The organism is Streptomyces sp. NPDC019531 (assembly GCF_044903305.1).
Classification (GTDB): Bacteria; Actinomycetota; Actinomycetes; order Streptomycetales; family Streptomycetaceae; genus Streptomyces.
Window position 1 is genome coordinate 57,939 of record NZ_JBJDQL010000019.1, and the last position, 12,243, is coordinate 70,181.

The window sequence follows — 12,243 nt, forward strand, 5'->3', positions numbered from 1 at the left end:
CTCCGGTGACGTAGGCGTCCAGCAGCGCCCACGTCACCCGTACCGCTCCACCAGCCCCCGCACATAGGCCTCCAGCCGCCCGGCCAGTACCCCCGGTGTCAGCTCGGTCCTTCCGAGTTCGCGCCACGGTCCGGCCAACTTCGCCGCGTCGGGGCAGTAGGCGAGGGCGTCGAGGAGCCGCCAGTACAGGTGGTCCGGTCCGTCCGCGAGCCGGCGGCCGCCGTGTGCCTCGTACCGCTCCCGGAAGCCCAGGCCGTGTTCGGGGCCGTGCAGCAGGGCGAGGGCCGTCGAACAGTGGGCGACGTCGAGGTCGGCCGGCCCCCACGAGGTCTCCACCCAGTCGACCACCCCGCTGATCCGCAGCCCCTCGCCCGCCCCGGTGAACAGCACGTTGCCGGGGTGGAAGTCCCGGTGCAGGAAGCACCCCTCGTACGACGGCGGGTCCTGGCGGATCACGTCCACGGCACGCTCCCACAGCTCCCCTTGGACTCCCCGCACCCGCTCCGGACCCGTCCACGCCTGGTAGGTCCGCGGCCGTTCCTCGGGAACGACCCGGTGGATGCGTACGAGTTGGGCCGCCAGCAGGTCCAGGCGCCGTTCCAGGTCCTCCTCGTCGACCCGTACCCGCCCGGGCAGCCGGGACATCAACAGAGAGGGATGGTCGCAGTGTTCGGCCGTGGCGTCGAGGGCGACCGGTTCGGGGGCCGGAATGCCGTCATCGGCGGTGAGCAGACCGAGTACGGACGCCTCGCGGTTCAGCAGCCCGGGCGCGTGGTGCCGGAAGAAGGGCTTCACGAACGACCGCAGGACCAGCTCGGAGCCGTCGTCGAGGGTGAGCCGACGCATCTGGGAGCTCCAACCCCCGGACAGGAAACCGGTGTCGACGACCGAACGGCCCTCGGGCAGCTGCTTGGCCACCCAGCCCCGGGTCGCCGTCCAGCCCCGGTCGCCGAGCCCGGTCAGCAGCGCGATGACCAACGATCGTCGGGATTCCCCGTGATCGCGCAGCCAGGCCCCCAACTGGTGGTCGGCCTCCGGCAGTTCGAACCGCGTGAACTGGGACCGGAAGGCCAGCGCCTCCTGCACGGCCTCGGTCACCTCCGGCGGGATCACCGCGTCCGTACCCGGCACCGCGAGCACCGCCCGACCCTCGTACGCCCGCAGCACCTCAAGGGCCGGAGACCGCCGCCAGCTGGCCGGCTGCCGGATGATCCCGCTGAACTCCCCGTCGCCACGCCCGAACTGCATGTCCCAGGCCTCGGCCGCGTACACGGCGGGCGCACACAGCCCGAGGGCCGCGATCCGCTCGCCGTAGTGAAGGGCGAGGTCCGCCACGGTCTGCCCGCTCATGCTGAAACCGACCAGCACCAGCGACCCGTCCGCCGGAGCGTGCGCGTCGATCACCGAGACCGCCTGCTCGAACCGTCCGCGCAGGCTCAACTCGGCGAGTTCACCGGAGCTTTCGCCGTGCCCGGAGAAGTCGAAGGCGAGCGCGTGGCAGCCGTGCGCCACGAACTCGTCGAGCAGCGGCAGGAATCGCTCCTTGCCGCTGTTCCCGGCTCCGTGCAGCAGCACGGCGATCGGGGCCCCGGCCGGGCCGCCGCCGTACACGCCGCTGAGGCGCTCACCGTCGTGTTCGTGCGTGAAGGGCTCGGGCATGCCGTCGACTCCAGAGTGCGGGGAAAGAGCTTTGCGCAGGGCAGGCGTCACCCCGCCCCTCCGGGGCTACTCTTCTACACCACACCCACGCACACGGAGGCCCGTCATGGGCACCATCGTCATTTCCGGGACCGTCGTCCTGGTCGTCCTGGGCTTCGGAAACCACACCTGGTGGCTCGTCGCCGTCGCCCTGCTCTTTGTGTACATGCAGTACGGCCGGGGCGGCGCTTCGGCGTCCTCGTCGGGCGGGTCGTCCGGGGGTTCTTCGGGAGCCGGCAACTACCGGGCGTACCGCGACCGCCGGGACAAGCAGGCCAAGTGGGACCGGCGTTACCGCCGTGAGCGTCCTCTGGAGTCCCGTCGGCAGGCACACGAGGGGAAACAGTAGGAGCTCACAGACCCGGCGCACCCCACACCGGGAACCACCGGTTCAGATCCGGTTCGATCCGCAGATCGTCCGTGAGCGCGGCCTTCACCCGCAGTTCCAGCGGGTTGTCACGGCGCTGCTCCTCACCGGGCAGGGGCGCGAACGGGTAGAAGGAACCGCGCTTGTAGAGGTAGACCAGCGCGAGGGACCGGCCCTGGTCGTCCTGGAACCCGGCGAGCGAGCACAGCAGTTGCGGCCCGAAACCGTTGGCCTCCATCGAACTGTTCACCGCGTGCAGGTCGTTGACCAGCTGCGACAGCTGGTCCGGGGTGCGCTCGGAGACCAGCCAGGAGTAGCCGAAGCCGTCCCGCCGCAGCTCCACCGGCGGGCCGTCCCGGTCGGCGTCCGCGGTGAGCAGGGCCTGGACCTCCCGGTGCGTCTGCTCGAAGGCCGCCCCCTCGACCGTGGCGAAGCACACCGCCCCGCGTCCGGTCGGGGTGAACGAGGCGGCCGCCTCCAGCGTCACGGCCGCCGACGGCAGCGCGAAGAGCTGGTCGAGATCGGGCGCGACGGGCTTGGTGCGCCCGAGCAGGATGTCCAGCAGCCCCATACTCAGCCCGCCTCACCTTTCCCGGGCGTCGCCGCCTCCCCCAACTCCGCGGAGATCCGCCCCAGTTGCTCCAGCCGCTGTTCCAGGGACGGGTGGGTCGAGAAGTACCGCTCGATGCCGGGTTCCTTGCCGGTGGCCGGGGTGAAGTAGAAGGCGTTGAAGGCCTGGGCGGTACGCAGGTCCTTGGTGGGGATGCGGGCCAGCTCCCCGGAGACCTTGGTGAGCGCGGAGGCGAGCGCCGAGGGCCGGCCGGTGAGATGGGCCGCGGCCCGGTCCGCCGCCAGCTCCCGGTACCGGGACAGGGCTCTGATCAGCAGGAAGCTGAGCGCGTACACGGCCGCCGACACGCCCATCACGGCGGCGAAGATCACGGCGGTGTTCTGGTCCCGGCGCCCGCCGCCGAACAGCTGGCTGTAGAAGGCGAAACGCACGATCAGCCCCGCGATCACGCCCAGGAACGAGGCGATGGTGATCACGGCGACATCCTTGTGCGCCACATGCGACAGCTCGTGCGCGAGAACACCCTCCAGCTCGGCGGGGTCCAGCCGCCTGAGCAGCCCGGTCGTCACACACACCACGGCGTTGTTCGGATTGCGTCCGGTGGCGAACGCGTTCGGCATATCCATCGTGGACACCGCGACCACGGGCTTGGGCATGTCCGCGATGGCACACAACCGGTCGACCACGGCATGCAGTTCGGGATACTCCTCGCGCTCCACGACCCGCCCGCGCATCGCGAACATCGCGATCTTGTCGGAGAACCAGAACTGCGCCACGAACATCACGGCGATCAGTCCCACGACCAGAAGCCAGGACTTCAACAACACGATCAACGCGGCGAAGAACGCCACGTACAGGAGCCCGAGCAGGAACATGGTGACCGTCATCCGCACGGTCAGCCGCCGGTCGCTCCGGAAACGACTCCGCATCTGCATCACCCCGCAGTCAGGCACTCGCCCCACCGTCCAGTGTGCACCCGGCCCGACCCATGAAGCGGTCGCGATCAGCCCTGGGGCCGGCAAAGGTTCAGGCCTTGAGGCCGGCCTCCCACATACGCCTCTTCAGCACATAGTCACTGAACAGATGCCGCACCCGTCCCAGCAGCTCACCCACCTCGGCCGCCCCGGGCGGCACATCCGCCGTCGGGTGCCAGCGCTGCACGGACTGCCGGGCCCAGTGCCGCAGCCTGTCGTCCGGATCGTCGACCAGCGCGACCGCGGCCCGCAGCCGTACGAGCCCGCCGTGCGCGGTGAGCAGCCGGAACGCGGAGACCCGCGTCTGGCGGGCCCGCTCCACCGCCAGCCGCTCCAGCAGCCACCCGTCGTCCAGCATCCGCGCGGACGGCACCAGCGCCAGGGTCGCCTCCCGGACCACGCCGGGCGCGGGATCGTCGAGCAGCGCCCGCAGCCGCCGTACGTCCAGCACGTCCAGCGCCCGCAGTCCGCCCACGGCCCGCGCCCTGACCAGCGGATCCGGATGCGAGGTCAACGCCCACAGAGCCTCGGCGTCACTCCGGTCCCCGCACTCCGCGAGTCCGCTCACCACCCCCGCCGACAGCTCGGAGCCGGGATCGGCACACCGACGGCGGTACCACGCCACGGGATCGCCCCCGGACTGCCGTACGACATACCGCGCACAGGCCCGCACCACCCCGGCCCGGTCGCCGAGAAACCCGACCGCTCCCCGCGCCCGGCCCGCCGCAGCGCGGTCACCCCGGCCGACCGCACCCGCGGGTTCCGCGCGGTGAGCAGCGGTTCGAGTACGTCGTCGTCCGCGGCGTCCTCCGCCACGGTGGCCAGGGCGGCCTCCGCACAGAGGCCCTGGACGACCGTGTCGTCGTCCCGGGCAGCGCTGCGGGCCAGCTCGGCCGGAGAGAGGACCCCTTCCTCGACGGCGATCCGGTGGGCGAAGCGGCGTACGGTGCGGTCGGCGTGGGTGAGAAGCGGAAGGAGTGCCTCGCGATCCGCCGAGCGCAGCGCCTTGTCGACCAGGCCGACGGCGAAGTCCCCCCGGTGCCGGACGCCGATCCGCAGGACGAGCGGGGCCAGCGTGGCTGCGGTCTCCACGGTGACCGCCTCCGCCCACCGCAGTCGCGCCCGGTCCCGCACCGGTTCGGCCCAGTCCGCGCACCGCACCACCACCAGCGGCAACAACTCCGGCCGCCCCGCGACCTCCCCCAGCGCCCGCTTGCGGATCCGCCCGTCGCGGTGGCACAGGGCGAGCGCGAGCCGCGCGTCGGAGAGCGGTTCGCCACGCCGGAGGTCATCGGCCAGGGTGCGTCCGTGTTCGGTCCGCTGCCAGGCCGGCAGCCAGGTGCCGTCGGCCGGGGACCGGACGCTCTGCCGTACCGCTTCGTCCAGGGCGATCCAGACAGCCGGGTCGGCCGCACCGAACATGGCCTCCCGCAGGACGGCCCCTTCGGCGAGGCGTATCGCTGCCTGTGTCCCGTTCCAGATACTGCTGCGCACGTCCGCCCCCGGCCTGCCTCGATGTGTCCGGCGATCCTAGGCCGCCGTATCCCACCGGGTCGCGCGATTTACCTGCTCAGCCCGCGGGTCACGGACGGAAGCCGGCGTATCCCAGCAGCAGGATGAGCACCGCCACGGTCCCGAAAACCATCGCCGTCGACCGCCACGACGAGCGGCGTGGCGCCCTCGGCTCCGGGTCGGCGCGGAACGGCTGCGGCCGAGGCGGGTTCTCCTTCCAGCGGGCGGCGAGCATCCGGGCCCGGGCGGAGGGCTCCTTGAGCTCGGCCCCGTCGGCCCACTTGATGTCGAACTCCCGCTCGCTCTCGTCCTGCTCGGACATCCCCGCAACCCCCGTCAGCCTTCTCGAACAGCCGTACAAGAGGAGATTACGACGGCGCCCCCGCCCCTGAGAATCAGGAACGGGGGCGCCGCCGTACGGCTCACGCGTCGATCACACGTCGAAGTACAGCTCGAACTCGTGCGGGTGCGGGCGCAGCTGCAGCGGGGCGATCTCGTTCGTCCGCTTGAAGTCGATCCACGTCTCGATCAGGTCCGGCGTGAAGACGTCGCCCTGGAGGAGGAACTCGTGGTCGGCCTCAAGGCGGTCGAGGACGGCCGGGAGGGAGGTCGGGACCTGGGCGACGCCCGCGTGCTCCTCGGGGGCCAGCTCGTAGAGGTCCTTGTCGATCGGCTCGGCCGGCTCGATCTTGTTCTTGATGCCGTCGAGGCCCGCGAGCAGCAGGGCCGAGAAGGCCAGGTACGGGTTGCCGGAGGAGTCGGGCGCGCGGAACTCGACGCGCTTGGCCTTCGGGTTGGAGCCCGTGATCGGGATACGCATGGCCGCGGAGCGGTTGCGCTGCGAGTACACCAGGTTGATCGGCGCCTCGAAGCCCGGCACCAGACGGTGGTACGAGTTCACCGTCGGGTTGGTGAAGGCCAGCAGCGACGGGGCGTGCTTGAGGATGCCGCCGATGTAGTAGCGGGCGGTGTCCGACAGGCCCGCGTAGCCGGCCTCGTCGTAGAAGAGCGGCTGGCCGCCGGTCCACAGGGACTGGTGGACGTGCATGCCCGAGCCGTTGTCACCGAAGATCGGCTTCGGCATGAAGGTCGCGGTCTTGCCGTTGCGCCAGGCGACGTTCTTCACGATGTACTTGAAGAGCTGGAGGTCGTCGGCCGCGGCGAGCAGCGTGTTGAACTTGTAGTTGATCTCGGCCTGGCCGGCGGTGCCCACCTCGTGGTGCTGGCGCTCGACCTGGAGGCCGGACTTGGCCAGCTCCAGGGAGATCTCGGCACGCAGGTCGGCGAAGTGGTCGACCGGCGGGACCGGGAAGTAGCCGCCCTTGTAGCGGACCTTGTAACCGCGGTTGTCCTCCAGCGCACCGGTGTTCCAGGCGCCCGCCTCGGAGTCGATGTGGTAGAAGGACTCGTTCGACGAGGTGGCGAAGCGCACCGAGTCGAAGACGTAGAACTCCGCCTCGGGGCCGAAGTACGCGGTGTCGGCGATACCCGTCGACGCGAGGTAGGCCTCGGCCTTCTTCGCCACGTTCCGCGGGTCACGGCTGTACTGCTCGCCGGTGATCGGGTCGTGGATGAAGAAGTTGATGTTCAGCGTCTTGTCGCGGCGGAAGGAGTCGACCCGGGCGGTCGACAGGTCCGCGCGCAGCGCCATGTCGGACTCGTGGATGGCCTGGAAGCCACGGATCGACGAGCCGTCGAACGCGAGCTCCTCGTCCGGGTCGAACGCCTCGACGGGCAGCGTGAAGTGCTGCATGACGCCCGGCAGGTCGCAGAAGCGGACGTCGACGAACTTGACGTCCTCGTCCGCGATGAACTTCTTGGCCTCGTCGGCGTTCTGGAACATCCAGCTCCTCCTACTCCCGGCCCGTTCCGTGCCGGGGTGGTAGTTCGTTCGTGCGGCCAGTGCGGTGGCACACGCTGTCCACGACCCTAGGGACGGGTGGTTTCTCGGGCGTGACCCATTTGTTTCGCACAAGTTAACCGGACATCGTCGGCCCCGCCCCACCTGTCCGTATCCCGAAACGGTGGCAGTACCGTGGACGCGTGGACAAGAGGGATGCAATCGGATCGTGGCTCTCCGGCCCCCGCGCGGCCGCCGAGGATGCCGGTGTCGACTTCGGATACCGCGGACAGCAGCTCGGCCTGCCGGAGGAGGGGCCCGGGGCGATCGCCCGCCCCGGCCGACGGCTCGGCGCACTCGCCGTGGACTGGGCGATGAGCGTCCTGATTGCATCCCAGTTGATCACTCAGAGCTACGGCGATCCGTCGACCTCGAACTGGTCGCTGCTGGTCTTCTTCGTGATGGGCGTCCTCACGGTCGGCACCATCGGCTTCACCCCCGGCAAGCGCCTCTTCGGCCTGCGTGTGATCGCCCTCGACACCGGCCGCGTGAACCCGGTGCGCGCTCTGCTGCGCACGGTCCTGCTCTGTCTCGCCCTCCCGGCCCTGATCTGGGACCGCGACGGCCGGGGACTGCATGACCGGCTGGCGAAGACCGCGGAAGTACGCATCTGACGAGGTCCCGCGCCTTTGTCGGGTCCTGACAGCTTTGTCGGGTCCTGACAGCCGCCGCGTCGAACATGCGCGGCGGCTGACTATAAGTCAGTCGTTCCGGCTCCTAGCGTCGAGCACCCAAGCAACCTCCCCCGTTGCGAAGGGACGCGCCGGACCGATGAAGAGATCCGTCCTTGTCACCGCCCTCACCGCCGCTCTGCTGAGCGGCGGCCTCGTATCCCAGGCTCCCGTCACCGAGGCCACCGAGGCCACGTGCACCGCCGCCGACGCGGACGTCTACACACCCCCCGCCAGCGTGCCGTCCACCCCGGGCACCGTGCTGGCCTGCCGCCCGGTCACGCTCAGCCAGGTGCCGGGCGGCGTCGCCATGTCCGCCTGGAAAGTGCTCTACAGCTCCACCGACAACCAGGGCCGCCCCACCGCCGTCTCCGGCACCCTCGCCGTCCCGGCGGCACCCTGGACCGGCCCCGGTGCCCGCCCCGTCGTCGCCTTCCACCCCGGCACCCTCGGCCTCGGCCCTCAGTGCGCCTTCTCCAAGCAGCTCGCCGGGGCCTACCAGGACGAGTACGAGGGCGACAACATCGCCGCCCTGCTCAAGGCCGGGTACGCGGTCGCCGCGACCGACGGTCCCGGCTATCTCGACGGCCAGACGCACCGCTATGTCGCCGGCACCGACTCCGGCCACGCCCTGCTCGACATCGCGCGCGCCGCCCCCGCCGTGCCGGGCAGCGGTCTGTCCCGGCAGGCCCCGGTCGGACTGTGGGGCTACTCCGAGGGCGGCGCGGCCAGCCTCTGGGCGGCCCAGCTGGCGGCGCGCTACGCACCCGAGCTGAACGTCGTCGGGGACGCGTCGGGCGGCATCCCCGGTGATCTCAAGGAGGTGGCGGCCGGGCTCGACGGCGGCGCCTTCTCCGGCTTCCTCGCCGACGCGGCCATCGGCATCCAGGCCGCCTACCCGACCCTGCCCTTCGACTCGCTCCTGAACGACCTGGGCCGGGAGGCCGTGCAGACCGCCAAGTCCGTCTGCCTGGCCGGCACGGTCACCGGCCTCGCGGGCAAGAGCATCAAGGACTTCACCACGGCCGGCCTCACCCTCGACCAGCTCTACCAGCAGCGCGGCAGCGACGGCCGCACCTGGGGCCAGGTCCTGGACGCCCAGAAACTCGGCGGGGGCCTCGGCGGCTACGGCATCACCTTCCCCGTCCTCCAGTACCGCGGCGCCCTGGACGAGGTCATCCCCACCGCCACCGAGGACGCCGTCCGCACCGCCTACTGCGCCGCGGGCGTGAAGACCGCCTGGAAGATCTACCCCGGCGACCATCTGCTCACCGACAACCAGGCCGTCGGCGACGTCGTCTCCTGGCTCGGCGACCGGTTCGCGGGCCGGGCGGCTCAGGGCGACTGCTGATGCCCCACGTCTTTTACGACGATGAGGGCGCCCGGATCCCTCCGGGCGCCCTCATCGTCGTACGGGAGAAATCAGCGGGCCTTGCCGCCGCCCTTCGGCAGCTTCATGCCCTTGGGCATCGGGCCCTTCGGCAGCGGCATGTTGCTCATCAGGTCGCCCATCGCGCGCAGCCGGTCGTTGGTGGCGGTCACCTGAGGGCCGGTCAGGACGCGCGGCAGCTTGAGCATCGTGGTGCGGACCTTCTTGAGCTCGACCTGGCCCTCGCCCGTGCCGACGAGGATGTCGTGCACCGGCACGTCCGCGACGATGCGGTTCATCTTCCGCTTCTCGGCGGCCAGCAGGCTCTTGACCCGGTTCGGATTGCCCTCCGCGACCAGCACGATCCCGGCCTTGCCGACGGCCCGGTGCACCACGTCCTGGCTGCGGTTCATCGCCACCGCGGGGGTCGTCGTCCAGCCACGGCCGATGTTGTCCAGCACGGCCGCCGCGGCGCCCGGCTGCCCCTCCATCTGCCCGAACGCGGCCCGCTCGGCCCGGCGTCCGAAGATGATCGCCGTCCCGAGGAAGGCGAGCAGGAAGCCCAGGATGCCGAGGTAGACCGGGTGACCGATCAGGAAACCGATCGCGAGAAAGACACCGAGGATGAGGATGAAGACACCCGCGAGCACCAGGCCGATCTTCTTGTCGGCCTTGCGGGTCATCTTGTACGTCAGGGCGATCTGCTTCAGTCGCCCGGGGTTAGCGGCATCGGCCGCACTGTCACTTCTCGCCATGCCCCGAAGTCTACGTGGCCCCGGAGGCGCCGACGACGGCAGTGTCCGCCGTCGAAGAGGGAGGGCTCAGGAGCGGGCGCTGAACGTCCCGGCGGACGTCTGCTCCAGGACACGCTGCGCCTCGACCCTGTCCTTGGCGCGGCGGCGGTCCTCCAGGACGGACGTCCAGGCGTTGCGGCGGGCGGTCCGCTGACCGCTGCTCATGAGCACGGACTCGACGGCACGGAGTGCATCGGTGAACGACGGGATCGCGGTGGCGCGAACGGGCGCGGCCTGCATGATGGAGGTCCCCTCGGGAGCGGCGGCTCTGGTGAGTGGTGCACGGGCTGTACAGCCAGGGTCACTGAATGGTGTTACCAGGGCGTGACCGACCGGTCAAACGCCCATGAAGCCTGGGCGGTCGGCCCGAAAACACCGACGCGGCCCCGACAGGCCCCCTATCTGCGGGGACGTCCGGGACCGCGTCAATTGGCCACTACCGAGCGGTAGTTGCTTGTGCGCAGGTTCACACGAGCAAGGTGGCACTCCGTGCCATCAGACCGCCTGGGAAGCCACGTACGCGCCGCCCCGCTGCGGAGCAGCTGATTGACGCAGCTCCACGGCCATCTGGTAGAGCCGGCCGGCCCGGTAGGAGGACCGGACGAGGGGGCCCGACATCACACCGGAGAAGCCGATCTGATCGGCCTCCTCCTTCAGCTCCACGAACTCGTGCGGCTTGACCCAGCGCTCCACGGGGTGGTGGCGGACGCTCGGACGCAGGTACTGCGTGATGGTGACCAGCTCGCAGCCGGCGTCGTGCAGCTGCCGGAGCGCCTCGCTCACCTCCTCGCGCGTCTCGCCCATGCCGAGGATCAGGTTGGACTTGGTGACCAGGCCGAAGTCGCGGGCCTCGGTGATGACCTTCAGGGAGCGCTCGTAACGGAAGCCGGGGCGGATCCGCTTGAAGATCCGCGGGACCGTCTCGACGTTGTGCGCGAAGACCTCGGGGCGCGACTCGAAGACCTGCTGGAGCAGCTCCGGCACGGCGTTGAAGTCGGGGGCCAGCAGCTCGACCTTGGTGCGGCCGGCCTCACGAGAAGACGTCTGCTCGTGGATCTGCCGGACCGTCTCGGCGTACAGCCAGGCGCCGCCGTCCTCCAGGTCGTCGCGGGCGACGCCGGTGATGGTGGCGTAGTTCAGGTCCATGGTGACCACGGACTCACCGACGCGGCGCGGCTCGTCACGGTCCAGCGCCTCGGGCTTGCCGGTGTCGATCTGGCAGAAGTCGCAACGCCGGGTGCACTGGTCGCCACCGATGAGGAAGGTCGCCTCGCGGTCCTCCCAGCATTCGTAGATGTTGGGGCAGCCGGCTTCCTGGCAGACCGTGTGCAGACCCTCGCTCTTCACGAGCTTCTGCATCGCGGTGTACTCGGGACCCATTTTCGCCCGTGTCTTGATCCACTCGGGCTTGCGCTCGATGGGGGTCTGGGCGTTACGGACCTCCAGGCGCAGCATCTTGCGTCCGTCGGGGGCGACTGCGGACACGACCGGCTCCCTAGCGATTGATTCTTCGGCGTGCTCAAGGGTACGCCCGTTGATTTGAAAGCCTGCGGGGGTGTTCAGGCCGCCGGTGTCTTCTCGATCACCCTCGGCTTCAGGTCCGCGTTCTCCAGTACGACTTTCAGGTGCCGCTCCACAACGGGCAGCACCTCGGCGATGGTCACGTCCCGGCCGAGCTCGCCCGCCAGGGAGGCGACACCGGCGTCGCGGATGCCGCAGGGGATGATCCGGTCGAACCACTTGTTGTCCGGGTTCACGTTCAGCGCGAAGCCGTGCATCGTCACACCCTTGGCGACACGGATGCCGATCGCCGCGATCTTGCGGTCCTCGCGCCGCTGGCCCGCGTTGGACGGGGCGTACTCCGGGCCGTTCATACGGGGGTCGAACTCCTCGTCCGTGAGCCGGGGGTCGAAGTCCAGGGAGAGTCCGCCGATCGCCGGACGCCGCTCGACGGGGTCACCGAGGACCCACACCCCGCTGCGGCCCTCGACCCGGGTGGTCTCCACGCCGAACTCCGCGCAGGTGCGGATCAGGGCCTCCTCCAGGCGCCGTACGTGCGCCACCACGTCCACCGGACGCGGGAGCTTCTGGATCGGGTAGCCCACCAGCTGGCCCGGGCCGTGCCAGGTGATCTTGCCGCCGCGGTCGACGTCGACGACCGGGGTGCCGTCGAGGGGGCGCTCGCTGTCCGCGGTGCGCCGGCCCGCCGTGTACACAGGGGGGTGTTCGAGCAGCAGGACCGTGTCGGGGATCTCGTCCTCGAACCGCGCCGCGTGCACCCGGCGCTGCTCGTCCCACGCCACCTGGTACTCGACCGCGTCCGCACCGAACCCCATGCGGACGAACCGCAACCCACTCACGGCAAGCGCCTCCCTAGAAGGTCGTAA

The 12,243-nt window shown here is 70.4% G+C and carries 14 protein-coding genes; 3 read left to right on the forward strand and 11 right to left on the reverse strand.

The genetic code is table 11. From position 1 onward, the window contains the following. Positions 1-33: 33 nt before the first annotated feature. On the reverse strand, positions 34-1,659 hold the full coding sequence (locus tag ACI2L1_RS22420; RefSeq protein WP_404741104.1) for an alpha/beta fold hydrolase: 1,626 nt from the start codon (positions 1,657-1,659) through the stop codon (positions 34-36). A 106-nt stretch (positions 1,660-1,765) separates the two neighbouring features. Here ACI2L1_RS22420 and ACI2L1_RS22425 point away from each other — a divergent pair, with 106 nt between their 5' ends. Beyond that, the gene (locus ACI2L1_RS22425; protein WP_404741105.1) at positions 1,766-2,047 is read left to right on the forward strand and encodes a hypothetical protein; all 282 of its coding nucleotides are present in this window, start codon (positions 1,766-1,768) and stop codon (positions 2,045-2,047) included. Positions 2,048-2,051: 4 nt separating this feature from the next. On the opposite strand, the gene ACI2L1_RS22430 is transcribed toward ACI2L1_RS22425, so the two are convergent. From ACI2L1_RS22430 to glnA, 6 genes are all read right to left on the reverse strand, one after another. Beyond that, a complete protein-coding gene (locus ACI2L1_RS22430) occupies positions 2,052-2,636 on the reverse strand; it encodes a hypothetical protein (protein ID WP_404741106.1) in 585 nt (194 codons plus the stop codon). A gap of 2 nt (positions 2,637-2,638) precedes the next feature. Then, entirely contained in the window at positions 2,639-3,565 is a 927-nt protein-coding gene (gene htpX, locus ACI2L1_RS22435) for a zinc metalloprotease HtpX (RefSeq protein ID WP_404741107.1), read from the reverse strand. Positions 3,566-3,662: 97 nt separating this feature from the next. Beyond that, positions 3,663-4,178, reverse strand: a complete 516-nt coding sequence (locus tag ACI2L1_RS22440; RefSeq protein ID WP_404741108.1) for a hypothetical protein — start codon at positions 4,176-4,178, stop codon at positions 3,663-3,665. After that, entirely contained in the window at positions 4,175-5,104 is a 930-nt protein-coding gene (locus ACI2L1_RS22445; RefSeq protein ID WP_404741109.1) for a hypothetical protein, read from the reverse strand. The genes ACI2L1_RS22440 and ACI2L1_RS22445 overlap by 4 nt, the downstream gene beginning before the upstream one ends. A gap of 88 nt (positions 5,105-5,192) precedes the next feature. Further along, positions 5,193-5,444, reverse strand: a complete 252-nt coding sequence (locus tag ACI2L1_RS22450; protein WP_404741110.1) for a hypothetical protein — start codon at positions 5,442-5,444, stop codon at positions 5,193-5,195. Positions 5,445-5,555: 111 nt separating this feature from the next. Next, positions 5,556-6,965 (reverse strand): type I glutamate--ammonia ligase, encoded by a 1,410-nt coding sequence (gene glnA, locus ACI2L1_RS22455; RefSeq protein ID WP_306982546.1) that lies wholly within the window; start codon positions 6,963-6,965, stop codon positions 5,556-5,558. A gap of 200 nt (positions 6,966-7,165) precedes the next feature. On the opposite strand from glnA, the gene ACI2L1_RS22460 reads away from it, so the two are divergent. Then, positions 7,166-7,636, forward strand: coding sequence for an RDD family protein (locus ACI2L1_RS22460; RefSeq protein ID WP_404741111.1), 471 nt, complete (start codon positions 7,166-7,168; stop codon positions 7,634-7,636). 157 nt (positions 7,637-7,793) lie between these two features. Beyond that, the gene (locus ACI2L1_RS22465) at positions 7,794-9,044 is read left to right on the forward strand and encodes a lipase family protein (RefSeq protein WP_404741112.1); all 1,251 of its coding nucleotides are present in this window, start codon (positions 7,794-7,796) and stop codon (positions 9,042-9,044) included. Between the two features lie 71 nt (positions 9,045-9,115). Here ACI2L1_RS22465 and ACI2L1_RS22470 read toward each other — a convergent pair whose 3' ends face one another. From ACI2L1_RS22470 to lipB, 4 genes are all read right to left on the reverse strand, one after another. Beyond that, complete coding sequence (locus ACI2L1_RS22470) at positions 9,116-9,817, reverse strand: DUF4191 domain-containing protein (RefSeq protein ID WP_404741113.1); 702 nt, start codon at positions 9,815-9,817, stop codon at positions 9,116-9,118. Positions 9,818-9,883: 66 nt separating this feature from the next. Further along, complete coding sequence (locus tag ACI2L1_RS22475) at positions 9,884-10,096, reverse strand: hypothetical protein (protein ID WP_404741114.1); 213 nt, start codon at positions 10,094-10,096, stop codon at positions 9,884-9,886. Positions 10,097-10,351: 255 nt separating this feature from the next. Then, positions 10,352-11,341 carry a lipoyl synthase gene (lipA, locus tag ACI2L1_RS22480; RefSeq protein ID WP_404741115.1) on the reverse strand — a complete coding sequence of 330 codons (990 nt, stop codon included), beginning with the start codon at positions 11,339-11,341 and terminating at the stop codon, positions 10,352-10,354. A 74-nt stretch (positions 11,342-11,415) separates the two neighbouring features. Further along, positions 11,416-12,216: a lipoyl(octanoyl) transferase LipB gene (gene lipB / locus ACI2L1_RS22485; protein WP_404741116.1), complete on the reverse strand. Its 801-nt coding sequence runs from the start codon at positions 12,214-12,216 to the stop codon at positions 11,416-11,418. Positions 12,217-12,243 lie beyond the last annotated feature (27 nt).